Here is a 25,242-nt window from a genome sequence, read left to right as displayed (position 1 = left end):
GTCAGCTCACGCGGCGCTCGTTGATCAGGGTGCGCTTCACGCACACGCCGTCCTTGATCCACTGCCAGACGCGGTTGCGGGACTTGCCGTCCTCGCTGAGCACGATCATCTCGTAGAGGCGCAGGTCCTCGTCCTCGGCCTTGTACTGCCAGCTGAGGTAGATGGTGCTGCCGTCCAGCTCCCAGAACTCACCCTTGATCCGCTCGGTGTCGAACCCGCAGCGCCCGCCGCCCAGGTACGTGCCCGGGAACTCGTGCACCTCGGTGCGCCCGTCGGCCCAGATGTAGCGGTTGGTCTGGTGGTAGACGGTGTCGTCCAGGATCGCGCAGGTCATCTGGACGCGGTGCCGGTCGATCGGGTTTCCCTCTCGGTCGAGGTGGAGGTACTCGCCCTCCCACTCGCCCTCGTGGCGGGCCAGCAGCGGCATGTCCGCGCGAAGTCCCATCCGCGGCTACTCCTTCGTCGTGTGCCACCAGGGGTCGGCGGCGTCGGAACGGTTGACCAGGAAGGCCCTGCGGCGTACGAACCGGCGGATGGAGGCGGCGCCCATCCGCGAGCCGCCGAGCCCCGACAGGCGGAAGGAGTGCTTCTCGCCCTCGTGCACGAGCGCGGTCAGCGAGGCGTCGTTGACGCTGATCGCGCCGGCCCTCAGCCGTGCCGCCACGGCCATGGCCTGCTCCTCCGTGGCGGCGAAGACCGCTGCCGACAGCCCGTAGACCGAGTCGTTGGCCATCGCGACCGCCTCGTCGGGCCCGTCCACGGCCATGACCGGCAGCACCGGGCCGAACGTCTCCTCCGTCATCACCAGCATGCCGTGATCGACGCCGGACAGCACGGTCGGGCGGCACCAGTGGCCGCCGCCGTGCCGCTCGATCCGGCCTCCCGTGTGCACGGTCGCGCCCTTGAAGACGGCGTCGGCCAGGTGCGCGGCGATGACGTCCTCCTGGCCCGGGCCGATGATCGGCCCGATCGGGCCACCCTCGCAGGTCAGGCCCACCTTGGCGGCCCGCTCCACCAGCAGCGCCAGGAACTCGTCGTGGACCTCACGGGCGACGTAGACGCGCTCGATCGACTGGCACGACTGCCCGGCGTTGGCGGTGCCGCCCCACAGGACGGCCGACGCCGCCCGCTCCAGGTCGGCCCCGGCCAGCACGATCGCCGGGTCCTTGCCGCCCAGCTCCAGGAACGCGGGCACGAACGCGCGGGCGGCCGCCTCGGCGACCACCTGTCCTGTCTCCACGCTCCCGGTGAAGACCACGGCGTCCACCAGATCCACCAGGGCCGCGCCGGTATCGCCGTCGCCCTCGACGATCTCCAGCGGCAGCCCGTCCGGGATCAGCCGCATCAGCGGCTCGATGAACCTGGGGGTCACCTCGCTCGGCTTGACCAGCACCGCGCATCCCGCGGCCAGCGCGGGCACGGCGTCGATGAGGCCCAGCAGCAGCGGGAAGTTCCACGGGCTGATCACCCCGACCAGCTCGTACGGAACCACGTCGCCGCCCACGAAGACGCCGGGCAGGGAGGCGGGGGTCTCGGCCGGGGGTGCGAGGAGGGCGGGCGCCTGGCGTACCCACCGATCGATGAGACCGGCGACGATCTGCCGCTCCAGGACCGACTCCCCCACCCTGCCGGTGTCGGCCACCAGCGCGGCGAGCAGCTCCTCGTCGGCGGCCAGCGCGGCGGCGAACCTGGAGAGGACCTCGCCGCGGTCGGCCTCCAGCCAGCTCCGCTGCCTTTCGCGCAGACCGGCCGCCAGGGCGGCGAGCCGGTCGGGCGGCACAGGGGCGAGCAGCCTGTCGGCCTGCCCGGTGATCGGGTTCCTCACGTTCATGTGGTGCGGCCACGGGACATGATGCTCCTGCGATGCTCGGCGGGAGCCATTGTGATCAGGAGAGGGCCGCGGCTGTCAACGCGCCCACGCGGGCGAAAGCGGCGCGAAAGTGGAGCTAACCACCCCAGCCCGGTACGGCCATGCGGACCGAGAGCGCGTGTTCGACCAGGTTGATCAGCGCGACCTTGACCGAGTCCTTGGACCTGGCGTCGAGCCGCACCAACGGGATGTGCGGCGCCAGCGTCAGAGCGTCGCGTACCTCGGCGTCGCTGTGCGGATACTCACCGTCCCAGCCGTTGACGCCCACCACGAACGGCAGCTGGGCCTCCTCGAAGTAGTCGATCGCCGGAAAACTGTCGGAAAGCCGGCGCGTGTCCACGAGCACGACCGCGCCGATGGCGCCGCGTACCAGGTCGTCCCACATGAACCAGAACCGGTGCTGCCCGGGAGTCCCGAACAGGTAGAGAATCAGGTCACGGTCCAGGGAGACCCGGCCGAAGTCCATGGCGACGGTGGTGGTCGACTTCAGCGGCGTCATGCCCAGATCGTCGATCCCCACGGAGGCGTCGGTCATGACGGCCTCCGTGGTCAACGGCATGATCTCCGACACCGCGCCGACGAAGGTCGTCTTCCCCACCCCGAAACCTCCAGCCACCACGATCTTCGTCGAGGTGAGACCGGGGCTAGAGCCTGCGAAGTCCACTGAGCACCCTTTCGAGCAGATTGACGTCCGGCCTGCCCTCGTCCAGCTGTGGCTGATGCACACGGACGAGACCTTCGGCAGCCATGTCAGCGATCAGCACGCGCACCACGCCGAGGGGGATCCGCAGCAGGGCCGACACCTCTGCCACGGACCGCACCTGCCGGCACAGTTGACTGATCGCCTGGTACTCCGGCGTGATGTGCGAGAACTCCCGGTGCTCGGCGGTCGCCGAGGACACCAGGGCCTCCATCGCCAGTTTTACCCGCGGCGCCGTCCGTCCACCTGTCACGGCGTAAGGACGGACGGGCGACGCGGGGTCGGGATTCAGCTGCGGCTGGGACTGGGGCACAGGCGGGGGCGCCCAACCGCCGCTGTTCCATCTCGGGTCTGACACCTACATCACCTGGTCTGGCTGGCACGCAACTCTGCGCGCACAGCCGGGGTCAGCACCTGACCGGCGCGATCAACCATCAGCGTCATCTGATACGCCACCAGACCCATGTCACAGTCCGGAGCCGCCAGCACCGCCAGACACGAACCGTCACTGACCGACATGATCAGCATCAGCCCACGCTGCATCTCCACGATCGTCTGATTGACCGCACCGCCCTCGAACACCCTGGCCGCACCCTGCGTCAGGCTCACCAGACCCGACGCGATGGCGGCCAGCTGGTCAGCCCGGTCAGCCGGAAAGCCCGACGAGGCCGCCAGTGGCAGCCCGTCGGACGAGACGACCACCGCGTGCGCGACGCCCGGCACCGTGCTGACGAAGTCCGTGATCAGCCAGTCGACACCACGTGCCGCATGGCTCAGATCGCTCATGCGCCCTCCTCCGTCGGTCGCATGAGCGACAATCGGCTGTGTCTAATTGATCGCTCGCTTCGCTCACTCATGCTCCCTCCTCCCTGTCATTGTTCCTGGGGCCAGAGGGGAACGCCCTGCCCTCGGTGATGTCGTCACGCGCCGCCCGGAAGCCCTGCTGGAAGCTCGAGAGCCGGTTGCGTATACGGTCCGGCGACACCGACGGCATCGGTGTCACGCCCTTCGGGGTCGAGGTGTCGGCCGAGCCGGGCACCAGGTTGGCCTTGGGCACCCGCTTCGGCAGCCCCGCCGCCGTCTGGCCGTCACGTACCGGTTCCACCACTGCCTCCGCCGCGCTCCATCCTTCGTCCGCCTTGCTCGAACCCCAGCTCGCCCCGCTGTCGCGGCCGAACCAGGCCGACTCCACCGCGGCGAAGATGGGTAAGTAGTCGTCTCCCGCCGAGGCGGGCGGTGCGGCCGGGATGGAGCCCGGGTTGGCCGACTCGGTCTCGGGGAAGTCGAACCCCGGCCGCTGCGGCGGCATGGTGTCGCGGCCCCAGCCGCCCGGCGGGGGCTCGGGCACGGGTCGTCTGGGCAGTGCGCGGTCGCCGTTCCAGGACGGGCTGCGGGGTGGGGTCCACACGTCGGAGCTGTCGTAGCCGCTGCCGATGCGCGGCTCCGACGGCCACGCGTTCGCGTCCGGCTGCCACTGCTGCGTCGGCGGCCAGTTGCCGCTCATCTCCGGGTGCGACGGGAATGACGGGTGGCCGGGCCCCATCTGGCCGGGCCCCATCTGGCCGGGGCCCATCTGGTACGTGGGCGGCGGCGGCTGCGGCCAGTCCGTGGCCGGAGGGGCGGGGTGCGGCCCCGAGTACGGCTGCTCGCCCGGGCCGCCGGCGGCCGAGCCCGCGAGGGCCGGAGGCTGGTTGCCCGAGAAGGACGGCATGCCGGAGAAGTTGGGGGCCTGGGAGCCGAGCATGTTCTCCGGGATGAGCACCATCGCGGTCAGGCCGCCCGAGGCGTGCGGGCGCAGCTGCACCCGGATGCCATGCCGGTGCGCCAGACGCGCGACCACGAACAGGCCCATGCGCCGCGACACCGACACGTCCACGCTCGGCGCGTCCGTGAGGCGGTCGTTGGCCTGGACCAGCTCCTCCTGGGTCATCCCGATGCCGGCGTCGGTGATCGACAGCATCACGCCGCCGCCGTCGATCCGGCTGCCGGAGACGGTCACCCTGGTCTCGCGCGGCGAGAACGACAGGGCGTTCTCGACGAGCTCGGCCAGCAGGTGGATGACGTCGTTGACGGCCTGGCCGGCCACCGAGACGCCGTCCGGAACCTGGAGCACCACCCGCTCGTAGTTCTCCACCTCCGAGAGGGAGGCACGGGCCACGTCCACCAGCTTGACCGGCTGGCTCCAGCGGCGCGGCGGGTCCTGACCCGCGAGGACCAGCAGGTTCTCGCTGTTACGCCGCATGCGGGTGGCCAGGTGGTCCAGCTTGAACAGGTTGCCGAGCCGCAGTTCGTCCTGCTCGCCCTGCTCCAGCCCGTCGATCAGGGTGATCTGCCGCTCCACCAGCGTCTGGCTTCGCCGCGACAGGTTCACGAACATCGCGTTGACGTTGCTCCGCAGGCGGGCCTCCTCACCCGCCAGCCGGACCGCCTCACGGTGCACCTCGTCGAACGCCCGCGCGACCTCGCCGATCTCGTCGTGCGTGTCCACGCCGATGGGGATGACGGGGCCGGCCGCGCCCTCGCCGCTCTCGCGCAGCTGCTGCACGGTCTCCGGCAGGCGGTGGCCGGCGATGTCGAGGGCCTCGCCGCGCAGCTTGCGCAGCGGCCTGATGAGCGAGCGGGCGATGAGCGAGATGATCGCGGTGACCACGATCATCAGGAGCAGGATAAGGCCGCCAGAGATCAGGGCCGAGCGGTTGGCGGCTTCCTCCAGGGCACGGGCGCGCAGGATGACGGAGGAGGACAGGTCCTTCTCCACGCTGCGCAGCGCGTCGATCTTGCCGGTGCTGACCTCGAACCAGGTGGAGACGTCCTTGTCCGGCCGTACACCGATGCTCAGCTCCTTGCCCTCGGCGGACTGCGCCATGGCCCGCAGCCTGAACAGGTCGGTCTGGTCGACGTCCCTGCCCACGACCGTGTTGCGGTAGAGCTCGAGCTGGTCGAGGGTGGCCAGGGTCGCGAACAGCGTCTCCTCGCTCTCCTCACGCGACTTGGCGTCGGTGAGCGCGTCGAGTTCGCCGCTGTCGAAGCCCTTCTTGTCCAGCGCGCTGGCCAGGACGCCGCGCTGTTTGGAGGCCTGCTCCTTGCCCCGGGCGATGGCGGCCATCGCGCTGGCGCTGTGCGAGACCTCGTCGTCCACCGCCACCTGGCCGACCTGGTCGTGGAACTGGAGCAGGGCCGCGATGATCTGCGAGTACTTCTGGATCATCGGGAGGGGCTGGATCTTCCCCTTGACGGCCGTCTCCCGCAGCGTCGGGATCTCGTCCAGTCGCCGGAGCACGGGTCGTACGGCGTCGGCGTGGGTGTCCGTGAGCGCCCGCGCTCGCCGTTTGGCCTCGTCGATGAGGTTGTTCACACCGCTGTAGGTCGTACGGAGCTGGGCCTCTCGATTGCCCGGGCGGCCCTGGGCGATGTAGAGAGCGGTCTGGTCGCGTTCGAAGGACAGCTCATGGGTGACGGCGCCGAGCTGCTCGCTGAGCTCGGCCACCTCTCTGAGGGTCTGATAGGTGTTGGCGTCCCTGAGCGAGGTGAACACGTTCAGTCCGCCCAGAGCCACGGCCACGGCCGTGGGGACGACGATCAGCGCGACAAGGCGCGATCGCACGTGCCAGTTGCCCAGCCCGAACCTGCGTGAAGGAGGGTTGGGCAGCCGTCGCTTCTGATGCCCGTGCGGCTCGCGGTCGGCGGAAGCTTCAGCGCTCTGCGTTCTCACTTGCCTTCGCAACCTCTCGCCCCTGGAGGGGAATTCTCGGTGACCATGCAGGTAAATGCACGTGGGGCAATATCTACGTCTAGATAGGCGTCATTTGAGCACAGCAGTTGGCGCGGGCCAACCACTACTAGTGCCCCATTGAGGCGTTCATCCCCGATTGTCCAAATATTTCGGCAGAATCGGTAAGGCTGCCCTCCAACTGGTGAAACAGGCAACGGAAGGGTGCCCAGCGAGCCTCCTCGGGACTCGTGGAATATTCGACTGACTGGCCTCATCAGTAACAATCGTCCCGCCAATCCCCTCCTTTCACAAACCGGACAAACACCGATCTCTTACCGGTCATCAAATTTTCACGATAGAACGAGAACCCGACATTGCAACCACAGGCGTCGTTTTCGCGATAATGACTACGGATTTGGTGTTACGGTCTATCCCTGTTGTGCGTCAGGCACACAGCCCCCGGGAGCAGAAGCCACCCGGTCCCCCCGCCTGGCTCCATCTGAAGGGAGTCCCTGACATGAGGCTTGGCCGTCCCGCCAGGGCCGCCATCATCGGGTTAGCTTTGACACTCGGCGCCGCTGCGTGCAGCACGGGCGGCTCCACGACACCCAGCGCGGCACCGTCCGCATCCGCCGGCGGCCTGGAGAAGACGAAGATCAAGGTCGCCACCCTGCCCGCCATCGACAGTGCCGCCATCTACGTCGCCATCGACCAGAAGCTCTTCGAGAAGGAAGGGCTGGAGGTCACCCCGCAAGTGGTCCAGGCCGCGCCGGAGGCCATCCCCATGCTGGTCAAGGGCGAGATCGACGCGATGTTCGGCAACTACGTGTCGATGTTCCAGGCGCACGACAAGCAGGCGCTGAAGCTGCGCATCCTGGCCGAGGGCTCTCGCGCGGCCCCCGACTCGCTGAGCATCATGGCCCTGCCGAACTCCCCCATCAAGACCGCCAAGGACCTCGAAGGCAAGACGATCAACGTGAACGTCCTGCACAACTTCCAGGAGCTGGCGCTGACGCAGGTGCTCAAGGCCAACAACGTCGACCCGTCCAAGATCAAGTACGTCCAGGTGACGTTCCAGAACATCATGCCCTCGTGGAAGGGCGGGCAGATCGACGCCGCGTACCTGGGCGAGCCCATGGTCACGGCGGCCACGTCCGCGATGGGCGCCCGCAAGATCCTCGACCCGGCGTCGGGTCCGGCCGCCGAGTTCCCGATCTCCGGGTACGTCAGCACGCAGGACTGGTACGACAAGAACCCGAAGACGGCGGCCGCGTTCCAGCGGGCCATCCACAACGCGGCCAAGCTCATGGAGAACAACCGCGAAGTGGTGGCCAAGGTGCTGCCGAACTTCACCCAGATCGACGCGGCCACCGCGGCCACCGTCACGTTCCCGTACTTCTCCAGCAACGACAACCCGGTCCGCCTCCAGCGGGTGGCCGACTGGATGCTGGAGGCCAAGTGGCTCACGAAGGCGATCGACGTCAAGTCGCTGATGTCGCCCACCACGTCCGGGTGAGCACTCAGACCCTGGCCTCCACCCGCCCGGCGTCCGCCGCGACACGCTGGTCACGCCGGGCGGGCGGAGCCCTCGCCTTCGCCGCCCTGATCGAACTGCTCAGCCGGACCGGGCTGGTGGACCCGGAGACCCTGCCGCCCGCGACGGCGATACTCGGGCGGGCTGCGACGCTGATGGCCGACCCGGCCTTCCGCGCCCACGCCCTGACGAGCCTGCTCGCCTGGGCGATCGGCCTCGGCCTCGCGGCGGTGATCGCGGTGCCGCTCGGGCTGCTGCTCGGCAGCGTGCCGATCGTCGACGCGGCCACGCGTTCGGTCGTGGAGTTCCTGCGGCCGATCCCGTCGGTGGCGTTGATCCCCCTGGTGTCCCTCCTGATCGGCACGGGCCTGCAGGTACGCGTCACGCTCGCGGTCTACGCCTCGTTGTGGCCGATCCTCTACAACACGATGTACGGCCTGCGCGGCGTCGACCCGCTCGCCAAGGAGTCGCTGCGGTCGTACGGCTTCGGGCCCCTGGCGGTGCTGCTGCGCGTGTCGCTGCCGTCGTCGGCGCCCTTCATCACCACCGGGTTCCGGCTGGCCGCCGGAGTGGCGCTCATCCTGATCGTGAGCACCGAGATCGTGGCCGGGCGGGGCGAGGGCATCGGCGTGTTCATCTTCTTCGCCGGCATCGCCGTACCCGCGCGGATGACCGACATCCTGGCCGCGGTGTTCTGGGTCGGGCTGTTCGGGGTGCTGGTGAACGCGCTGCTCGTGGCCGCCGAACAGCGGGCGTTCCGCTGGCACCACGCGCGTCTGGGAGAGACGGCATGAGGACCAGGGGCATGCGCGGGGCGGCGTTCCGGTCGCTGGTGCTGGTCGGGCTGATCCTCGCCTGGGAGGTGGCCACGCGGCTGGCGGGCAGCACGTTCTTCCCCCCGCCCAGCACGATCGTGGTCAGGATGCACGCGATGTGGTTCTCGGGCCCGCCGGGCACGCTGTTCCTGACCGAGGACGCCATCGGGAACATCCTGCCGAGCCTGGGCCGGATGGCCGCCGGGTTCGCGGGGGGCGCGCTGGCCGGGGTCGTGCTCGGGCTCGCGCTGGGGCTGTCCGCGCGGGCGTACGACTACCTCGACGGGGTGCTGCAGTTCCTGCGGGCCATCCCGCCGCCCGCGCTGGTCACGGTCTTCGTGGTGGTGTTCGGGTTCGGGCTGCGGATGCAGCTGACGTTCATCGTCTTCAGCATCGTCTGGCCGGTACTGCTCAACACCGCCGACGGCGCCCGCTCGGTCGAACCGCTGCTCCTGCAGACCGCCCAGGCGTTCCGGCTGTCGAGGGCCGAGCGGCTGTTCCGGGTGATCCTGCCGTCGGCGCTGCCCAAGATGTTCGCGGGGCTGCGGCTCGCGCTGTCGCTCTCCTTGATCGTCATGGTCTTCTCCGAGCTGCTGCCGGGCACCGTGAACGGCATCGGGTTCCAGCTCACGGCCGCGTACCAGACCTTCGACCTGCCCGCCATGTGGGGCGGGATCGTGCTGCTCGGAGTGCTGGGCTACGCCCTCAACGAGCTCTTCCTGGTCGTCGAACGACGGGTGCTGGCCTGGCACCACGCCGCCCAGCAACTTTCCAGCACGTAAGAGTAAGATCACACGCGTTTACAAGTATGCCGATTCCGGCTCGGATAGAGTATTTCCGGCTCCGAGTTGTCCATGGTCTCGCCCCTGAGGAACTCCATTGCTCGAGATAGACAACCTCTCCCACGTCTACGGCGGCGGTACCCCCAACGCGCACCACGCCATCGAGGGCCTCAACCTGAGCGTCGCCGCGGGTGAACTGCTGTGCATCGTCGGCCCCTCCGGGGCGGGCAAGTCGACCCTGCTGCGTTCGATCGCCGGGCTGCTCACGCCGACGGGCGGGCAGATCAAGGTCGAGGGCAATCTCGTACGCCAGACGCCGGACAACCTCGCCGTGGTCTTCCAGGACTACAGCCGCTCCCTGTTCCCGTGGATGTCGGTGGCCGACAACGTGGCGCTGCCGCTGCGCCGCAAGAACATGGACAAACGCCAGCGCCGCGAGGCCGCCCAGGAGGCCCTGGAGTCGGTCGGCCTGGCGGGCGCGGAGCGCAAATACCCGTTCCAGCTGTCGGGGGGCATGCAGCAGCGGGTGGCGATCGCGCGGGCGCTGGCCTACCGTCCGGCGCTGATGCTCATGGACGAGCCCTTCGGCTCGGTCGACGCGCAGACCCGCGAGGACCTGGAGGACCTCGTCCTCAAGGTACGCGGCCACCACCAGATGACGATCGTGCTCATCACGCACGACATCGACGAGAGCGTCTACGTGGGCGACCGCGTGGTGGTCCTGTCCAAGGCCCCGGCGCACGTGGTCGGCGACCTCAAGGTCGAACTGCCCGGGCCGCGCGACCAGATCACGACCCGCGAACACCCGGACTTCGTCCACCTACGCGCCGAGGTCGGCCGCCTGGTCCGCGGCAGCCACGCCACGGTGTAGGCGGGCCTGGCTCCCCCACCCGTTGCCCATCTGGGTGGTGGGCCTGCTGACACCCACCCCGAGCCAAAGGACCTCGCTCCGCTCGGGCTGCCCTTCCTAAGCGCCTTCGGCGCACCCCACGCGCCTTCGGCGCCATCGGGCCCACCCCTTGACCGTCTAGGCGGTGGGCCTGCTGAAGCCCACCCTGCCTGCTGGATCAGGCAGCATCTTGCCCGTCTGGCCAATCCATAAATGGACGGCGTCAAAGGCCATGAAGCATCAACGGCAACGGGAGCCGTGACGCTTGAGGCGCCAGTCACCCGAGGTGTTTCACCGACGGCTCCGCACGATCTCATCAATCGCACTCATAAGTTCAGCATCGTCGGCAAGAGGCGGACTGTTCACGTCGCTGCAGCAGGCAGGCTTGGCTTGGCTGCGGCCCGCGCCGTGGCCTGACCGATCGGGCAGGTTGAAGGCATTTTCAAGGAAGGTGTAGGGGTCGGTGCGGTTGTCATGTTTGTCGAGGACCAGGAAGGCGATGGTGTCGATCTCTGGGAAACCCATCACCAACCGCCAGCTCTCGGGAAGCTGAGCGACGCAGAATCGGGGCCAGTGTCCCGGACCCGAGAGTCGGTAGTCGGCAGCGCCACACCCGCGCTCGGCCGTTTCGCGGTGGACGGCGGCAAACGCCTGCCCCACCCTTCGTGACGTCCCGGTGTCGCGGACGGTGGCATCGACCTGTTTGGCCACGATGATGCGGAAACGGACCGCACGGGGAGACTCGCCGGAACGGCGCGCGCGGCTCATCAACGGAGCAACCTCTCCAGATCGCCCTCGTCGTACTCTACGAAGTCGGGACTCCCCGCCAGCGTTTCTTGTGCCTGTTGCAGCAGGTCCCGGTCACGGAGCGCAGCGATCACCTTGGCGAGTCTGCGTCCAGGATCGTCCTCGCCGATCTCGCGAAGGACAACCACGACCCGGGCCAGTGAGGTCGCCGTCACACGAGCGACACCCTCGCCAGGAACCGCTTCGAGCACTCCGTGACTCATCCACGAGCGAACAGTGGGAACTGTCACGCCGAGAACTGAGGCCGCCGTGGACAACCGTACAGCGCTCGGCTGCGGCCCACGGTCGTGCCGTTGAGCCATGCGCCGGATCGCCGCGTGGAGAGCCCGATCGGCGGTTCGTCCCTGCGCGAGGGACATGAGGTCAGCCAGATCCTCGACTACGAGCCGAGCCTGCTCATCCTGCACAACCATAGCTCCACCCTACCCCGACTTCTTTCAAAAATAGGCGTGATATTAAAAGTTGCGGCGATCACTGGGCCTCGCCGCGCAGAATCTGCTCGAAGGTGTGCCTGGCGGCAGCGGTCAATGTCCACGAGGTTTCGTGGACGGTTCGCTTGTCGCGGTCGGTACGGCGGACGAAAGCCTGACCGGCGGCGGCGCACAGCTCGTACGTCGTCGGCCGGCATTCGCACGTCCACGAGACGACACGGATGCGCAAAGCCCGGCGGTCTGGTTGGTACCAGGCCAATACCAGGTGGCCCGGCAGGGGCTTCGCGGCGTGCGAGCCGTGGAAGTCGGGGATCACCAGCGCCATGTCACCACGTCCTTCCCTCGAAGATCTCGACAAGGTTCTTGAGCGCGATGTCGACGCGGGCCATGACGAGTTCGCGGATGTGATCGCGACCTGGTGGTAGCCGATACCCGTGCCTCTCCAGTACGGCCTGGACCTCCGCAGTGAGGAGAGGCGTGAATCGTACGCCTGTCATCGAGTCACCCATGGGCCTAGTGGAGCCCTTCCCGAAAGGATCGCTCATGCGCGTGACCTTCGCTTCTGCTGAAGAAGCCGTTTCGACGGCTCGCCCTTGACGTCGCCATAGTACGCCACATCCACATGGTTCACCATGGTGAGGTATGGCTACTCATGGGTATCTTAGGTTCTTCAGGGTGATCTACCGTTTCCTCGTGATCGAGTGGCGCCTCAACCAACCCAAGTGGGTCCAGGTGGCGAACATCATCAAGGAGCGGATCGCCTCGGGCGACTACCCCGTTGATACGCCGGTCCCCAGCGAGCACCAAATTGTGCAAGAGTTCGGCGTTGCTCGCGGCACGGCCCGCAAGGTTTTGCAGCGACTCCAAGAGGAAGGCGTCATTTACGCCGTCCGAGGCCTCGGCTCCTTCGTCTCGCCTTCCAAAAGACGCTGATCGGTAAGACTCGGGTGAGTTTATACCTCCACCTGCCCGAGGCGGCCTCTGCCTCGATGGGCTTACAGCACAGGCTTGACGCAACTCGTCCATGAACACCTGTGCAGATTGCGCACCATCGCGGCCATCGACTCAGTCCAACATCTTCTTGGGCGCAGGAGTCGCATCAGTCGTGAACGGTTCGGGTTGATTGCAAGACCCGGGCTGGGCCGTGGCCGCAGAGATCGATGCGCTGGCCTGACAGGAATACCGTTTTCGTTCGGCAGCATGACGTCGGAATGGTGGCGTGGCAAAGTGAATCGGAACGAATGTGAGACTTCCGTGGCACGGCTTGCGTACCACTTCGGTGGGAGGTCTTGATGGCTACTCGTGCCGAGTTGATGAACGCGCTGCGCCGTGCTCAGGAATTGTCTGACCAGCACTGGCACACCCTAGACCGGCCGCTGCAGCAAATGTCGAGCGGCCGGACGTGGACAGGGCCGGTCGCTGATAAGTTCGCCCGTGACCTGACACATCAGCGTGCGGAGTTGTGGCGCGGACTTCGCGGGGTCATCGACCATCTCCACGAAACGATCTCCGACCAGACCGTGATGGGGCCGAGAGACGAATGACCTTCTCCTCGATCGACCCCAGAGAAATGCACCAGCTCGGCTCCGGCGTGCAAAATGCGGGTAAAGGTCTGACCGAATGCGCGGCGCAGCTCCGGGCGATTCTGAACGAGGTCGAGCTCACCCACTCGGGAGTGGCGGCGATCGGCCGGATAGGGCAGTGGCTGACCGAGCAGGCCCCAGACCTCTATCGGCGGCGCGATCTCGCGTACGAGGCCGAGAAAGTCGACGTGGACGTGTTCGGCAACCCGGTCCCCGGCGCGATCGTCCCTGCCGGGATGGCGCGGATCGACGAGTCGAGAATGATCCCGGCCAAGGTGCGGGCCGAGGCGACGCAGGCCGCCCCGCTGTTCGCAGCCGCCGCGCGCGGGGACGCGGGCGCGCTGGAAAAGCTCGCCGCCTTCAAGGGGCGACTGTCCGACCCACAGTTTGCCACCGCCCTCATCGAACAACTCAGCCCGCAGGGTCTCTTGGCGCTTCCCGCCACCATGGGAACGCGGGTGCGCAAGGCGCTCGACGCCGATCGCGATTCGGCGGCGGCCATCCGGCGGCAGAATCGCGACGTACTGTCCATGCTGGGCAAGGCCCTCGCCGCTGCCACGGACCCGACAAAGAACGCGCATCTCAACCGGAAGTTCATCGAGGAGCTAAAGCGGCAGGGGCGCACGGAGATCCCGGCTCCCGACATGGGCGGACTGACAAATCCCGGATATTGGTCGCTCGGCCAGATCCTCGCGGCAGCGCCGAAAGAGGCGTACAGCGAGTGGTTCATGGGGACCATCGGTCAGGACATGATCCAGTGGGACCGCGACTACCTGAAAGAGCATCGCGCACGGTTCCTGCCGAAGGACACCGACGTCTATAACCTTCCCGCGCCCATCGACACGCGGCCGTTCCAGGATTCCGACGTCATTGGCGCCGCCGATCCGATCGCCGCGTTGATGACCGTTGCGAGCACGTCGCGAGAGCGCGCGCAGGCGCTGCTCGACAACAGGGACCTGCTGAAGTACCTGATGCGCGATCGGCGTCTGCAGTGGGTCATGGGCGACTACGGCGAATCGCTCGGGGAGGCCATGGAGGCCGCGATGAGGGGCGCCGACGCCGATTCCAAGCGGCTGGTCGTCAGGGCCTCGCAGATATACGCCGACGAAGTGCGGCCGCATGTGTCGTTGAACGCCGACGGAAAGGTCGAGTTGAAGGACCCGTCGGAGCTCGATCGGCTCTCGGGCATCCGAGACAACATGGGCCGCGTTCTCGCCGAGCACTCCGGCGACATCGTGTCGAGCTACTACAAGAACTATGCGCGGTTGAAGGACAGCGAGCTCGTGGGCTTTGTCGGAGGGCAGGCCGTCGCGCGTTTCACCAAAGCCGACCTCGATCTCGTCATGCTCGACGTGGCTGCCGACGACAAGGGATACCAGGCCATGCTCCTAGGGCAAATCGCGCACATGCGGGGCAAAATCGACGAGGCACTGGCTACGCGCAACAAGGACATGCTGGGAAATGTGATCGCCAATGACGCCAAGACACTGGGGCATTTGGTGGAGGCACGTCGGCAGGCTCTCGTCGCCCGAGGCCAGGAGGCGGACGCGGCGGACGAGGCGTTGCGGAAGCTGGTCCAAGAAGGGATCGGGCTCGTTCCGATTCCCTTTGCCCAGCAGGCCGGCAAGGTCGGCCTCAAAGCTGCCGGCACCATCTACGAGAATTTCGTCAAGGAGGGCTACACGAAGGCGGGGGATTGGCTGATGGAGCAGAGCGAGCACGCCGGCGGAAAAACAGGCAAGGCTTACAGTGAAGCCGCGTCGAATGAGGAAGCTGTCGAACAGCTGCTGAAACAGATGATCGAATCATCCGCTGTGGCTCATGAAGCGTATCGTAATGGCGACCTCAAACGGTCTTTCGTGATCGGTGACCCGCCAAGGGTCAAGGATCCGCTCCAGATGACCAAGGATGAATACGACGAGTTTGCGGACTGGATAGTCCAGAATTCCACAGTGCCGGCCGATTACGGGGAAGCGCAGCAGAGTACCTCCACCGGAGCGAATGAATTCCGCAACAGCATGCGTGTTCCTCCACCCCAGGGCGGGCGTGATGGGTAGGCGTCAGGCGGGATGGCTATGCGTGGCCGCTATGATCATGGTTTGTCCGGCGTGCACGTCGGACAAACCCCCCTCTGTGTCGACGTCCACCCCTGCGCCGATGCGGCGTCCCGTCCCTGACCGTTCGCCCTACCTCTGCTACTTCATCCCGGAGGCCGCGGTTGCCGAGTTGACGGGCTACACCGGTCCATACAAAGCAGGTTCCGCCAAACGCGATCCTGACGGGTATGGCTGCGTCATATCGAACGACGAGCAGAGCCTCTTCATCACGAGTTATGACGTGTCCGCCTCGCGAAAACTCATCGAGAACTTCATCGAATTTGGAAAGAATCGCAATCCGGTCAAACTCCCCGAGGAGCTGGGCACGGGAGCAGTAAGCGATTTCGAGGCCCGGCTCTATCCGTACCGAAAGGCAGGCGTCTGGTTCCGCTGCGGATCCGACAACTCGCTCATCACTATTGTCGTGAAACGGAATCCCGCCCGGGACCAGGACCACGACCTCATTCAGCTCATGCAAATCGCCCAGCGGCAGTTCGCCGAGATGTTCAAGTGCAAGCTCGGCGGTCCGCCCCCTGGCTAACACGTCACGGCGGCAGCGACCGCTCAACTCCGACCGGAACTAATCACCGCCCGGCAAGGCTCTGCCAGGGCGTCAGGCGCGGACTCGGCGGCGACGTGGTCCATGCTTGATGTCAAGTCGTCTGGTCTCGAGGACGACCGAGGAGCGTTGTACGTACGATAGAGGCATGAGCGAAGCGGCACAGGAGATCCCTCTGGAGGAGTTGCACGCCCACCCCGAGCGCTGGGATGAGGCTGTAGCCTCGGCAGCGCGGGGTCAGGTGGTGACTGTGACAGGCGAAGGGAAGCGTCTAGCCGCAGTGGTTCCGGCCGACCAACCCGACTTGGTTGCCCGCCTGCGTGAGACCATCGACGTCCTATCCGACAGCGAAGCTGTCCAAGCCATCGTTGATTCCCGTGCTTCCATCGCCCGCGGTGAAGGTCTCCGTGGCAAGGATGCCATCCGGGGTCTGCTCGACGGTCGGCAGTGATGTCACTCGCCCGGAAGCCGTTTGAGCCTGTTCTCGGTTCGGCGGCCAAGCGTGCGATCTCCGACAAACTGCCTCCTGACGTCGCCGTCGGCGCGGTCGAGTTCATTACAGGTCCGCTACTCGACAACCCCTACCGAGTCGGTAAGGAGCTCCAAGAACCTCTCGATGGGATCTTTAGCGCGCGGCTGATGCGTGAGTGGCGAATCCTCTACGAGATTCATGATCAGCAGGAGCCCCGCGAGGTTCATGTTCTCGACATCCGGCACCGTGCGGATGCGTACCGTGGTCGCTAACCCGCTTTGTGGTTCAGGCGATTGATGCGGCGATCTGGTTGGCCAGTGACTGCATGGCGGAGAGAAGGTGCTCTGGATCTTGGCCGAGGTCGCGGGAATGACAGACGATCTCGATGACTAGCACCCACCAGACCGTCAAGGCACGCATTCGGCCATCATCCGACCATAAGCCGCCCATTGGGTGCCACGAGGCCTTGCGCTCAGACGCTCGAACGACTCTCGCGCCTCTGCGATCTCAAGCGCACCTCGACGCCGATGCATCCAGTCGGTCACCATGACCGACAGCGGCCGAATGGCTGGGTGGAATCATCGCTGATCTGTGGTTGGGGACCATTCGTCAGCGAAGGCCTCCAGCTGCTGTATGACCTTGTCAATAGCCTCCTTCTCCTCTTCCGGCGGATAGCCGTGCTTGGCGAGTAGCCGCTTGATGATGGAGCGGAGCTTGGCCTGAACATCGTCTCGAGCGGCCCAGTCCGTCGAGAGATTCTTCCTGACAGCCACGACGAGGTCGCGTGCGATCGCTGCGAGCTTCTGCTCCCCGATGGAGGCATCGCCGTCGCCCATGAGCGCCTTCACCGTGTCCTTGGCCGCTACCGCGTCGAAGAAGGCAAGTTCGTCGCTGTTCAGCGCCGGGTTGAACTGCTCACCCCTCCTGGCGTCGGCGGAGACTTCCTTGGCCATCTCGATCAACTTTGCGATGATCTCGGCGGCGCTCAGGTTCTGGTTGGTGTACTTGCGCATCAGGTCGATGAGGCGGTCCGAGAAGGACTGCTGTCGGACGATGTTGTGCTTGGTGACCTTGCGCATTTCCTGCTGGACCAGCCGGCGCAGGGCCTCGATGGCCAGCACGGGCTGGTGGGCCACCTGCATCCGCTTGAGGTACTCCTCATCCAGGTCGGACAAGTCTGGACGGGTCAGTCCGGCCTCGGCGAACAGGTCGGTGACCGCGTCGGCCTCGATTGCCCCGGCCGTGATTTGCTTGAGGAACAATTCTACTTCAGCGGGGATCGGGCGGCCCTCGGCGACCCGCTCGGCGGCGTCGAACTTGGCCATCACGGTCCGAACTTCCTTGAAGAAGACGATGTCGTCCTTTACGTCGTTGAGCAGCCCTGTATTGCCGCACAGGCCATAGAACCTGGAGAGCCGGGCGCTCTCAGCGGCGAACCGCTCCTTCAATGTGGGTTCTGGCTTCTCGGCCTCAAGGTCGACCTGGTTACCGGGGTGCTTGGGGTCGCGTAGGAAAGCCGCCGCACCTCGCACGGTGTCACGCCAGGCTTTCGGCGAGTTCGCCGCGAGACCCTCGCGCCAAGCGTAGCCATGCAGATGTGTGTTGCCGAGCACATCGAGGATGTCACGGACCTTGGCGATCGCGCCATGCTGTTCGTCCAGCAGGTCCTGGCCCATCGGCTTGCTCTTGGCATCGCTCTGATCGTCGGCGCTGTATTCGGCGAGTGCCTCAAGCAGGTTGTCGTGGAGGGGGGCGTACCCCACCATCAGTCCGTCCTGCTTGTTGAGGTATGTGCGGTTCACCCGGGCGAGGGTCTGCATGAGCTGCGCGCCGCGCATCGAACGGTCGAGGTAGAGGGTGTGCAGCGGAGGGGCGTCGAACCCGGTGAGCAGCATGTCCTTCACAATGATGATCTCGAGGTCGTCATCGGCGTTCTTCATCCGCCTCTGGATGGCCTTGTGCTCCGACGGACGGAGCCGGTGCGCGGTCAGCTCCGGCGGGTCAGAAGGGCTGCTGCTGTAGATGACCTTGATCTTGCCTTCGGTCACGCTATCTGAGTGCCACTCAGGCTTTATAGCGATAATTTGCCTGTACAGAGCGGTGCAGATCTCCCGAGTGCCGCACACGATCATCGCTTTGCCCTTGGCGTCGATGAACTGCTTCATCGACTCGGACCGGGCTTCCCAGTGGCCAACGATATCGGCGGCCAGCTTCTCCAGACGCGCTGGCGCTCCGTACACGCTGGTCATCACTGCCGTTGCCTGCTCGACTTGCTTGCGCTCGTTGTCGTCAAGCCCCTCGGTCGCCTGGTCGACCTTCTCGTCCAGTTCCTCAGCGGTGAGGCCATCGGGCAGGTGTACGGGGATCAGGCGGCTTTCATAGAAAACCGGGACGGTTGCGCCGTCCTCGACCGCACGGGTCAGATCGTAGGTGTCGATGAGCTCGCCGAACACCGCTGTGGTGTCCTTCTCTGCGGTACGGATCGGGGTTCCCGTGAAGGCGATCATCGTCGCGTACGGGAGCGCGTCCCGGAGGTGCCGCGCGTAGCCGTTGAGGTCGTCGTAGTGGCTGCGGTGTGCCTCATCGACGATCACGATGATGTTGCGCCGGTCCGACAGCAGCGGGTGCGCGGTGCCGGAGTCCCTCTCGGCTTTGGTCCGGCCGAACTTCTGCAGGGTCGTGAAGTAGATCCCGCCCGTGCGCCGATTGGTGAGCTCGGTCCGCAGATGGCTCCGGCTGGTCACCGGTACCGGCTTCTCTGGCAGCAGCTCGCTGGCGTTGAAGCCTTGGAAAAGCTGATCATCCAGGTCGGTCCGGTCGGTGATCACCACGATCGTCGGGTTGCCAAGCGACTTGTGCCGCAGCACCTGCCCGGAGTACAGCTCCATTTCCAGCGACTTACCGGATCCCTGGGTGTGCCACACCACGCCGGCTTTGCCGTTGCTGCGGACCGCCTCGATCGTCTTGCTGACTGCTCGCTTCACCGCGAAGTACTGGTGTGGCTTAGCAACCAGCTTCATCAGACCGTTGTCCGAGCGGAAAAAGCCCACGTAGCCGTCGAGCAGCTCGATGAACCGAGCGGGGTCGAAGAGGCCAAAGAGAGCGAGGACCAGCTCGGAGTTCTCCCAGCCGGAATTCACGTCCTCGACAAGCCGGCCGCTGTCATTGACTTTCCAGGGCGCATAGTGGTTCCACGGGGTGAAGGCAGTGCCGTAGCGCGCCTCGATCCCGTCAGATGCCAAGCAGACCACGTTGCTGCGGAACGCACGCCATGCATCCTTGGTATAGGAATCCAGCTGGTTCTTGGCGATCTCCGGCATGGCGTGCGGGTCACCGGGCTTCTTCAACTCGACCACGCCGACCGGCAGACCGTTGAGGTAGAGCACCACGTCGAACCGGGACTTGATGTCCTTGTTCGATGGGTTGACCACGGTGACCTGCCGCACCGCGAGGAAATCGTTTTTGTACGGGTCCGCTCGATTGATGAGGTGCACCGTTGGGTTCTGCTCGGCACCGTACTCGTCGGTATAGGCGATATCCCGGATCCCCTTGGTCAGGAACTCGTGCAACCGGAAGTTCTCGTTCCGGAGATCCTGCGACTCGGCCGTCAACACCAGCTGCACGACCTCGTTCACGGCCTTGGCTGGCAACCCCGGATTGATCCGCGCCACTGCTTCTCGCAGCCGCCCTGGAATGATCGCCTCATCCCAAGACTCCCGCTCACCTGATCCGGGAGCAATCTGCGGCCCGTTCTTCGGCTCCCATCCGAGCTCCCCGAGAATCTCGAGAACGTCGTACTCCAGATCCGCTTCGCTATACCCGCTCATACGGCCCCCTCCACCACCTTCTCCGCATCCCGAACCCTGATTTCACCCGACATCAACGGGGGCAACAACGCATCTCGAAGCTCTGCCAATACATGCGATTCTGCCAACACCGCGTCACTCTTGGCCTCAAGAGCGTCGAGTTGTGGACGAAGCGCGATCGCCACCTCGCGTGAAGGCACCCGGATCTTCAGTCCTCCGAGCTGCGCCCGGCTCAATTCGGTCTGGCCGGTGCTTCCTTCTCCGAGCGCCTCAATCTCCGCCTGGGCTGCCAGCATCGCGAAACCCCCGCACACCGGATCGATTCGCTCTGGATTGAAGCGAACAATCGTCACATGTGAATCGACCGTTGCCCTCTCCGCGAAGGTCCAGCGAGCAACGCGGCCGAGCGTGCCGACACCAGTAGAGTTCACCAGCACATCGTCGCGGTGCAGCAACTTTGGCTCACGAACCTTCTCCGCTAGGGTCTTGCGTGCGGGCTCTAGACTTACTCTTCCGCCACGCACACACTTCTGATTGATCACGATCAGTTCATCTGGATCGTCGGTGTACTTGGGTGCGACACCGCGCGTGAGGGCGACGCACATGTCAGACAGCCGAACGTCCACCGCATCCGACAGTTGAGCCGCCTCTACGAATTTTGTGGTTCCCAGGGCTCTGGCTGTAGCGGCAATACGGTCGTTTACTGCGATCTTTTCGTCAAGCGCCCCCAAAAGGTCCGCGATAGAAGCTTGATCTGCAGCCGGAGGGATCGTTACTGGAAGACTACTTAGAATCGTCGTGTTCAGATTCGGCATGGTAGCCCCAACGGCGTGACGCATGATCCATTCGCGCACTTCCGGGTGGCCAAGGTAGTACGAGATGAACTTCGCGTTCGCTGCTGCGCCGACACGAACTCGAAGGCATCCGGTTCCACAGAGCCAGCCTGACTGCTGAGGACTTACCAGCGCACGTCGAGTGACGTCCCCCCTGCGCGAATAGACGATGTCTTCGGGGCGAAGTAGGTAACGCGAAAGTCGCTTCGCGTCCTCAGGAGTGATTCGAGCAATTCCCTCTTCGACGATCTTGTTGTCTCCGATGTTCTGCGGCATCACGCTTGGGACTCCGACGGGGACGTAGTCCGCGGCATGTAGCTGGCTTCCGAATGGTCCCGTTTGAATGTCGCCTCCGCCGGTCGAGCAGATCTCGCCGAGTGACACGGTCGGCCATTGGATGGTTGATTTGACGATCGGCTCAGCCATCGAGGCGCTCCATCTGCTGGCGGATGACCTGTTCAAGACGGGTAGATTCGTCGAAGTGGGTGAGAAGTTCTTTGGTGATCCGGTCAATCTTCTCTGTGAGAGGTTCATCGTTAGTGGTGTCGGTTTCGGTGGCGCCGACGTAGCGGCCGGGGGTGAGGATGTCCTCGTGGGTGGCAAGTTCATCGCGGGTGGCGGAGTAGCAGAAGCCGGGCTCATCTGTGTATATGAGGTCGGCGTCGCGGGCGCTCATAGTTCCGCGCCAGGCGTGGTATGTCCCCGCAATCTTGTTGAGGTCGTCGTCGGTGAGGACTCGCTCGGTGCGGTCGAGCATGGTCCCCATGTTGCGGGCGTCGATGAACAGGACCTGCCCCTGCCTATCGGTGTGGCCGCCGCGTGAGGTCTTGTCTTTAGCGAAGAACCAGAGGCATGCAGGAATTCCTGTGGTGCGGAACAGCTGTGGAGGCAAGGCCACCATGCAGGCGACCAGATCCGCGTTGATGAGTTCGGTGCGGATTTCGCCTTCGCCGGACTGCTTGGAGGACATGGAGCCGTTGGCCATGACGACGCCTGCGGTGCCCTGGACGCTGAGCTTGGAGACGATGTGCTGCATCCAGGCGAAGTTGGCGTTACCGGCGGGCGGGGTGCCGAAGCGCCAGCGGGGGTCTTCGGTGTTGCGGTGCCAGTCCGACATGTTGAACGGCGGGTTGGCGAGGATGAAGTCGGCCTTCAGGTCGGGGTGCTTGTCCTCATAAAATGTGTCAGCCCAACTGTTGCCGAGGTCGGCAGATAGGCCATGGATCGCGGTGTTCATCTTGCCGAGCCGCCAGGTGCGTTGGTTGGACTCCTGGCCGTAGACGGCGATGTCGTCGCGGCGGCCGCGGTGGTTGAGGATGAACTTCTCGGCCTGGACGAACATGCCTCCGGAGCCGCAGCACGGGTCGTACACCCGGCCCTTATAGGGCTCGAGGATCTCGACCATGAGGCGAACGATGCTGGAGGGTGTATAGAACTCGCCACCTCGCTTGCCCTCGGCCCGGGCGAACTTCTCCAGGAAGTACTCATACACCTCGCCGAGCACGTCGGCGGCGGTCCTGCCTTCGTGGCCAGTGAACCGGGCGTCGCTGATCAGGTCGACGAGCTCACCAAGCCTCCGCTGGTCCACCTCCTTGCGGTTGAAGATCTTCGGGAGGACGCCGGTGAGCGCCGGGTTCTCCTTCATGACCGCGTCCATCGCGTTATCGATGCGCTCACCGATGGTGATCTCACCCGGGTTGGGCTTCGCGTTAGCCTTGAGCTCGACCCACTGTGCATCGGCTGGCACCCAGAAGACGCCCTCCCGTGCGTACTCATCCTTATCGTCCAGGAATGATTCAATCCGGGACTCTGGGACACCATCAGCGATGAGGTCGGCGTACAGAACGCGACGGCGTTCTTCCCAGGCGTCGAAGGTGTACTTGAGAAAGACGAGGCTGAGGACGAAGTCCTTGTATTCAGCGGCGTCCATGGAGCCGCGCAGCTTGTCGGCGGCCTTCCAGAGGAGTTCCTTCAGGTCCGCCATAGTGGTGGTGCCGGGCAGGGCTTCTTGGCCAGCAATGGACTTCTTGCGGGGCGGCATCTTGCTCCTCAATGTCAGGTGCTGTGGTCGGCAAGGGTTAGGGTTCCGTCGGTGAGTCCGGTCGCGGCGATCTGGCCGAGTTCGGCGAGGGCGTCGAGTTCGATACGGGCCAGCCGACGACGTTCGTCGAGCTCGACGAGCAGCCGGTCGAGCCGATGCAGGTCGGCTGGGGACAGCAGCGGCAGCCATAGTTCTTCCAGCCGCTGTACGGGCCGGATCGCGCCGGCGGTCCGGCTGGAGCGAGACAGTAGTGCAGCGAGGACCCGCGAAGTGAAATGCTCCCGGCCGAGTTCGCTGATCCGGAGCACCCGGGCGGGGAACTCGATCACGGAGTAGCCGTCATGGTCGACGATCACGCCTGGTTCGGGGACGGTGGTGATTACCACGTCGCCGGGGAGGCTGCGCCGCGCGTTGGGGTAATGCCGCTCGAACTCCAGCCGGTCCACAACTCGGGATCCGAGACGCGACCGGCCGCAGGCCTCCTGCGGGCCGATCAGCGAATAGGCGTCCGCGCGGCCCGGCTGCTGGCGGATCAGCGCGGCATCGACCCGGGTCCCTCTACGCATCGACAGAAGATTGCCCTTGTCCCGCGCGCCCTTGGTCAGCTGGCCGAGGGTTTCGGTGCGAGGCCGGGATCGGGTTCCGCTGACCTCGATGTGCAGGTTCATAGCCCGGCCGGGCCGTGCTTCCTGGAGCATTCGCTCAAGGTCGAGGGAGCGGGCGACCTGTTCGTACGGGTCGGCTGGGTCTTCGGTCAGGTTCAGGTAGCGCGGGGTGAGGGTCCTGGAGGACCGCACGACTGCCGCGATCGGTAGCTGCACCGCGTAGGACAGGCGGTGCGCATCGGGGTCGTAGCCCGGCTCGCGCCAGGTGAGGATGTCGATGGCGAGGGCATCGACTATGCCGTCGGTGAGCGGCTGATCAGAGATGTCGGCGACGAGCAGATTGCCCTTGAGATCATCCCCGTAGTAGGAATTCAGCACCCAAAGTGCGACCTCGTAGCCGGGCCGGAACGGGACGAGCCCGCCGGGCAGCCGGATGATCGCTTTAGTCGCGTCCTTAATGAGGTCGCTACGGAGCCGACCGGCCGGGCTGCTCGGGTCCAACGCGGCGGTGGTGTCGGCCGACGCCACGATGATGGCAGTCGCCCCCTGCCGCAGGTCCGCCGACAGGTCGCTCATCAGCGCGAAGGTGTCATTGACACTGCGCTCCTCACCGGCACGGTAGGGAAGCTGGGCGACGATGACATCGGCTTGTTGCAGGCTCAATCCCGGCGTCGTCCCTACTGAGAAGTCTCCTTCGTGCAGGTCGTGAACGGAGAGACGACGCCGAGTGAGCCGTGCCAGGTAGGGGTCGGTGCAGCAGGCGGTTAGGTGCATCGGCTGGTCATCGCGGAGCCGAGAGACTTCGAGTAACAGGTCACCGGTGCCCGCATACGGATCTGCGATCTTTGCGGTGCCATGCCGATCGGCGCGAGCCGCAGCAGCGGCGAGCTTGGCGATGAGGCGGACCAGGAGCGGGTCGAGACGGTCGGCGGCCAGGTCGGCCGCGCCGAGGCGCTCCCTGATGTCCATGACTTTCTCGTATGCCCCCGCCGTGCCGTAGGCGGCTTCGACCAGTTCGTCGACCACCCTCGGCAACCAAGCCGCGCGGATCGCCTCGATCTCCGACCGCAGCAGCTCATCGGCGGGGTCGTGCTCGGCGGCCTGCTCCTGGAGTCTGCCCAGAGCGCCCGGCTCACCGTCGTCGAGTTTGTCATCGGTGCAGTGTCTCAGCGCGATCAACGAGGTCAGGGCTGCCATGAGAGATCGTGGCGGTAGCTGGCCGGAGAGCTGGCCGAGGGTGTGCAGGCGAAGATCTCCATCGATGTCCCGACGCTTGGCTCGGCCGGTTTTCACCAGCCAGTTGGCGATCTCGGCAGCGTCGAAGAGCGGATGCGTGTGGTCGCCAGAGGCAGGTTTGGGGAATTCGGGGTATCTGCGACGCCAGGTGCTGACGACGGGGCGCTGGACCTTGGCCAGCTCCGCAATCTCGGGCATCGAGATCAGCGTTGCGCCCTTCCCGGGGCTTCGCATCGTCAGCGCCTCCTCTCAATTGTCTACGCGCAGCCTAGGCGAGCAGATCGCGATCGACCATCGGTTCGCTTGATAACCCCTGCTATCAGCTGTTTTGTCCAAGACTCTACTTCTTGGCGATCGGCCGGATTCCCAGCAGCTCGTGGCGGTCAAGGGCCGCGCGGTGGCGATCAGATCCTGAGCGCTTGACGGTCAGCCTCGACGACCTTCAGTTCCTTACGTCAGCCATCTCCCAGC

The 25,242-nt window shown here is 65.5% G+C and carries 25 protein-coding genes; 10 read left to right on the top strand and 15 right to left on the bottom strand.

The features are described 5' to 3' along the window. Position 1: 1 nt before the first annotated feature. The 6 genes from AB0J87_RS06765 to AB0J87_RS06740 form a co-directional block, all read right to left on the bottom strand. Positions 2-445 (bottom strand): DUF3598 family protein, encoded by a 444-nt coding sequence (locus AB0J87_RS06765; RefSeq protein WP_363962921.1) that lies wholly within the window; start codon positions 443-445, stop codon positions 2-4. Positions 446-451: 6 nt separating this feature from the next. Beyond that, a complete protein-coding gene (locus AB0J87_RS06760; RefSeq protein WP_363962920.1) occupies positions 452-1,825 on the bottom strand; it encodes an aldehyde dehydrogenase family protein in 1,374 nt (457 codons plus the stop codon). Between the two features lie 121 nt (positions 1,826-1,946). After that, positions 1,947-2,534, bottom strand: a complete 588-nt coding sequence (locus AB0J87_RS06755) for an ATP/GTP-binding protein (RefSeq protein WP_350730304.1) — start codon at positions 2,532-2,534, stop codon at positions 1,947-1,949. After that, positions 2,515-2,883 (bottom strand): DUF742 domain-containing protein, encoded by a 369-nt coding sequence (locus AB0J87_RS06750; protein ID WP_192790731.1) that lies wholly within the window; start codon positions 2,881-2,883, stop codon positions 2,515-2,517. Before AB0J87_RS06750 ends, AB0J87_RS06755 begins: the two co-directional genes overlap by 20 nt. 50 nt (positions 2,884-2,933) lie before the next feature. Next, positions 2,934-3,356: a roadblock/LC7 domain-containing protein gene (locus AB0J87_RS06745; protein WP_350730302.1), complete on the bottom strand. Its 423-nt coding sequence runs from the start codon at positions 3,354-3,356 to the stop codon at positions 2,934-2,936. 67 nt (positions 3,357-3,423) lie between these two features. Next, on the bottom strand, positions 3,424-6,174 hold the full coding sequence (locus AB0J87_RS06740; RefSeq protein ID WP_363962919.1) for a nitrate- and nitrite sensing domain-containing protein: 2,751 nt from the start codon (positions 6,172-6,174) through the stop codon (positions 3,424-3,426). Positions 6,175-6,799: 625 nt separating this feature from the next. Here AB0J87_RS06740 and AB0J87_RS06735 point away from each other — a divergent pair. From AB0J87_RS06735 to AB0J87_RS06720, 4 genes are all read left to right on the top strand, one after another. After that, positions 6,800-7,798, top strand: a complete 999-nt coding sequence (locus AB0J87_RS06735; protein WP_363962918.1) for an ABC transporter substrate-binding protein — start codon at positions 6,800-6,802, stop codon at positions 7,796-7,798. Next, complete coding sequence (locus AB0J87_RS06730; RefSeq protein WP_363962917.1) at positions 7,795-8,610, top strand: ABC transporter permease; 816 nt, start codon at positions 7,795-7,797, stop codon at positions 8,608-8,610. The genes AB0J87_RS06735 and AB0J87_RS06730 overlap by 4 nt, the downstream gene beginning before the upstream one ends. Then, positions 8,607-9,413 (top strand): ABC transporter permease subunit, encoded by an 807-nt coding sequence (locus tag AB0J87_RS06725; RefSeq protein ID WP_363962916.1) that lies wholly within the window; start codon positions 8,607-8,609, stop codon positions 9,411-9,413. The genes AB0J87_RS06730 and AB0J87_RS06725 overlap by 4 nt, the downstream gene beginning before the upstream one ends. A gap of 97 nt (positions 9,414-9,510) precedes the next feature. After that, positions 9,511-10,284, top strand: coding sequence for an ABC transporter ATP-binding protein (locus AB0J87_RS06720; RefSeq protein ID WP_319718892.1), 774 nt, complete (start codon positions 9,511-9,513; stop codon positions 10,282-10,284). A 309-nt stretch (positions 10,285-10,593) separates the two neighbouring features. On the opposite strand, the gene AB0J87_RS06715 is transcribed toward AB0J87_RS06720, so the two are convergent. The 4 genes from AB0J87_RS06715 to AB0J87_RS06700 are packed head-to-tail and all read right to left on the bottom strand — an operon-like array spanning position 10,594 to position 12,085. After that, a complete protein-coding gene (locus tag AB0J87_RS06715) occupies positions 10,594-11,070 on the bottom strand; it encodes a hypothetical protein (RefSeq protein ID WP_363962915.1) in 477 nt (158 codons plus the stop codon). Next, complete coding sequence (locus tag AB0J87_RS06710; protein WP_363962914.1) at positions 11,070-11,522, bottom strand: hypothetical protein; 453 nt, start codon at positions 11,520-11,522, stop codon at positions 11,070-11,072. Before AB0J87_RS06710 ends, AB0J87_RS06715 begins: the two co-directional genes overlap by 1 nt. Positions 11,523-11,580: 58 nt before the next feature. Beyond that, positions 11,581-11,865, bottom strand: a complete 285-nt coding sequence (locus AB0J87_RS06705) for a hypothetical protein (RefSeq protein WP_363962913.1) — start codon at positions 11,863-11,865, stop codon at positions 11,581-11,583. Between the two features lies 1 nt (position 11,866). After that, positions 11,867-12,085 (bottom strand): hypothetical protein, encoded by a 219-nt coding sequence (locus AB0J87_RS06700; RefSeq protein ID WP_363962912.1) that lies wholly within the window; start codon positions 12,083-12,085, stop codon positions 11,867-11,869. 130 nt (positions 12,086-12,215) lie between these two features. Here AB0J87_RS06700 and AB0J87_RS06695 point away from each other — a divergent pair, with 130 nt between their 5' ends. From AB0J87_RS06695 to AB0J87_RS06670, 6 genes are all read left to right on the top strand, one after another. Beyond that, on the top strand, positions 12,216-12,473 hold the full coding sequence (locus tag AB0J87_RS06695; protein ID WP_363962911.1) for a GntR family transcriptional regulator: 258 nt from the start codon (positions 12,216-12,218) through the stop codon (positions 12,471-12,473). A 359-nt stretch (positions 12,474-12,832) separates the two neighbouring features. Further along, the gene (locus AB0J87_RS06690; protein ID WP_363962910.1) at positions 12,833-13,084 is read left to right on the top strand and encodes a hypothetical protein; all 252 of its coding nucleotides are present in this window, start codon (positions 12,833-12,835) and stop codon (positions 13,082-13,084) included. Continuing rightward, a complete protein-coding gene (locus AB0J87_RS06685; protein ID WP_363962909.1) occupies positions 13,081-15,180 on the top strand; it encodes a DUF6571 family protein in 2,100 nt (699 codons plus the stop codon). The genes AB0J87_RS06690 and AB0J87_RS06685 overlap by 4 nt, the downstream gene beginning before the upstream one ends. Before the next feature lie 100 nt (positions 15,181-15,280). Beyond that, positions 15,281-15,760 carry a hypothetical protein gene (locus AB0J87_RS06680; RefSeq protein ID WP_363962908.1) on the top strand — a complete coding sequence of 160 codons (480 nt, stop codon included), beginning with the start codon at positions 15,281-15,283 and terminating at the stop codon, positions 15,758-15,760. A 166-nt stretch (positions 15,761-15,926) separates the two neighbouring features. Then, positions 15,927-16,229: a hypothetical protein gene (locus AB0J87_RS06675; RefSeq protein WP_363962907.1), complete on the top strand. Its 303-nt coding sequence runs from the start codon at positions 15,927-15,929 to the stop codon at positions 16,227-16,229. Further along, positions 16,229-16,522 carry a type II toxin-antitoxin system RelE/ParE family toxin gene (locus AB0J87_RS06670; RefSeq protein ID WP_363962906.1) on the top strand — a complete coding sequence of 98 codons (294 nt, stop codon included), beginning with the start codon at positions 16,229-16,231 and terminating at the stop codon, positions 16,520-16,522. Before AB0J87_RS06675 ends, AB0J87_RS06670 begins: the two co-directional genes overlap by 1 nt. Before the next feature lie 13 nt (positions 16,523-16,535). On the opposite strand, the gene AB0J87_RS06665 is transcribed toward AB0J87_RS06670, so the two are convergent. The 5 genes from AB0J87_RS06665 to AB0J87_RS06645 form a co-directional block, all read right to left on the bottom strand. Then, positions 16,536-16,670, bottom strand: a complete 135-nt coding sequence (locus tag AB0J87_RS06665; protein WP_363962905.1) for a hypothetical protein — start codon at positions 16,668-16,670, stop codon at positions 16,536-16,538. A 158-nt stretch (positions 16,671-16,828) separates the two neighbouring features. Further along, complete coding sequence (locus AB0J87_RS06660; RefSeq protein ID WP_363962904.1) at positions 16,829-20,077, bottom strand: type I restriction endonuclease subunit R; 3,249 nt, start codon at positions 20,075-20,077, stop codon at positions 16,829-16,831. Then, positions 20,074-21,315: a restriction endonuclease subunit S gene (locus tag AB0J87_RS06655; RefSeq protein WP_363962903.1), complete on the bottom strand. Its 1,242-nt coding sequence runs from the start codon at positions 21,313-21,315 to the stop codon at positions 20,074-20,076. Before AB0J87_RS06655 ends, AB0J87_RS06660 begins: the two co-directional genes overlap by 4 nt. Beyond that, a complete protein-coding gene (locus AB0J87_RS06650; RefSeq protein WP_363962902.1) occupies positions 21,308-22,930 on the bottom strand; it encodes a class I SAM-dependent DNA methyltransferase in 1,623 nt (540 codons plus the stop codon). The genes AB0J87_RS06655 and AB0J87_RS06650 overlap by 8 nt, the downstream gene beginning before the upstream one ends. A gap of 14 nt (positions 22,931-22,944) precedes the next feature. Beyond that, positions 22,945-24,969 carry a hypothetical protein gene (locus AB0J87_RS06645; RefSeq protein WP_363962901.1) on the bottom strand — a complete coding sequence of 675 codons (2,025 nt, stop codon included), beginning with the start codon at positions 24,967-24,969 and terminating at the stop codon, positions 22,945-22,947. Positions 24,970-25,242: the final 273 nt, after the last annotated feature.

This window comes from Nonomuraea sp. NPDC049625 (assembly GCF_040675285.1).
GTDB classification, from domain to species: domain Bacteria; phylum Actinomycetota; class Actinomycetes; order Streptosporangiales; family Streptosporangiaceae; genus Nonomuraea; species Nonomuraea angiospora_A.
This window is presented reverse-complemented; position numbering and strand designations above follow the sequence as displayed.

Coding starts and splice junctions, on each gene's coding strand:
- AB0J87_RS06765 (WP_363962921.1), bottom strand. CDS start 445: ATGGGACTTCGCGCGGACATGCCGCTGCTGGCCCGCCACGAGGGCGAG.
- AB0J87_RS06745 (WP_350730302.1), bottom strand. CDS start 3,356: ATGAGCGATCTGAGCCATGCGGCACGTGGTGTCGACTGGCTGATCACG.
- AB0J87_RS06735 (WP_363962918.1), top strand. CDS start 6,800: ATGAGGCTTGGCCGTCCCGCCAGGGCCGCCATCATCGGGTTAGCTTTG.
- AB0J87_RS06725 (WP_363962916.1), top strand. CDS start 8,607: ATGAGGACCAGGGGCATGCGCGGGGCGGCGTTCCGGTCGCTGGTGCTG.
- AB0J87_RS06715 (WP_363962915.1), bottom strand. CDS start 11,070: ATGAGCCGCGCGCGCCGTTCCGGCGAGTCTCCCCGTGCGGTCCGTTTC.
- AB0J87_RS06710 (WP_363962914.1), bottom strand. CDS start 11,522: ATGGTTGTGCAGGATGAGCAGGCTCGGCTCGTAGTCGAGGATCTGGCT.
- AB0J87_RS06705 (WP_363962913.1), bottom strand. CDS start 11,865: ATGGCGCTGGTGATCCCCGACTTCCACGGCTCGCACGCCGCGAAGCCC.
- AB0J87_RS06700 (WP_363962912.1), bottom strand. CDS start 12,085: ATGAGCGATCCTTTCGGGAAGGGCTCCACTAGGCCCATGGGTGACTCG.
- AB0J87_RS06690 (WP_363962910.1), top strand. CDS start 12,833: ATGGCTACTCGTGCCGAGTTGATGAACGCGCTGCGCCGTGCTCAGGAA.
- AB0J87_RS06685 (WP_363962909.1), top strand. CDS start 13,081: ATGACCTTCTCCTCGATCGACCCCAGAGAAATGCACCAGCTCGGCTCC.
- AB0J87_RS06680 (WP_363962908.1), top strand. CDS start 15,281: ATGCGGCGTCCCGTCCCTGACCGTTCGCCCTACCTCTGCTACTTCATC.
- AB0J87_RS06675 (WP_363962907.1), top strand. CDS start 15,927: ATGAGCGAAGCGGCACAGGAGATCCCTCTGGAGGAGTTGCACGCCCAC.
- AB0J87_RS06670 (WP_363962906.1), top strand. CDS start 16,229: ATGTCACTCGCCCGGAAGCCGTTTGAGCCTGTTCTCGGTTCGGCGGCC.
- AB0J87_RS06665 (WP_363962905.1), bottom strand. CDS start 16,670: ATGCGTGCCTTGACGGTCTGGTGGGTGCTAGTCATCGAGATCGTCTGT.
- AB0J87_RS06660 (WP_363962904.1), bottom strand. CDS start 20,077: ATGAGCGGGTATAGCGAAGCGGATCTGGAGTACGACGTTCTCGAGATT.
- AB0J87_RS06655 (WP_363962903.1), bottom strand. CDS start 21,315: ATGGCTGAGCCGATCGTCAAATCAACCATCCAATGGCCGACCGTGTCA.
- AB0J87_RS06650 (WP_363962902.1), bottom strand. CDS start 22,930: ATGCCGCCCCGCAAGAAGTCCATTGCTGGCCAAGAAGCCCTGCCCGGC.
- AB0J87_RS06645 (WP_363962901.1), bottom strand. CDS start 24,969: ATGCCCGAGATTGCGGAGCTGGCCAAGGTCCAGCGCCCCGTCGTCAGC.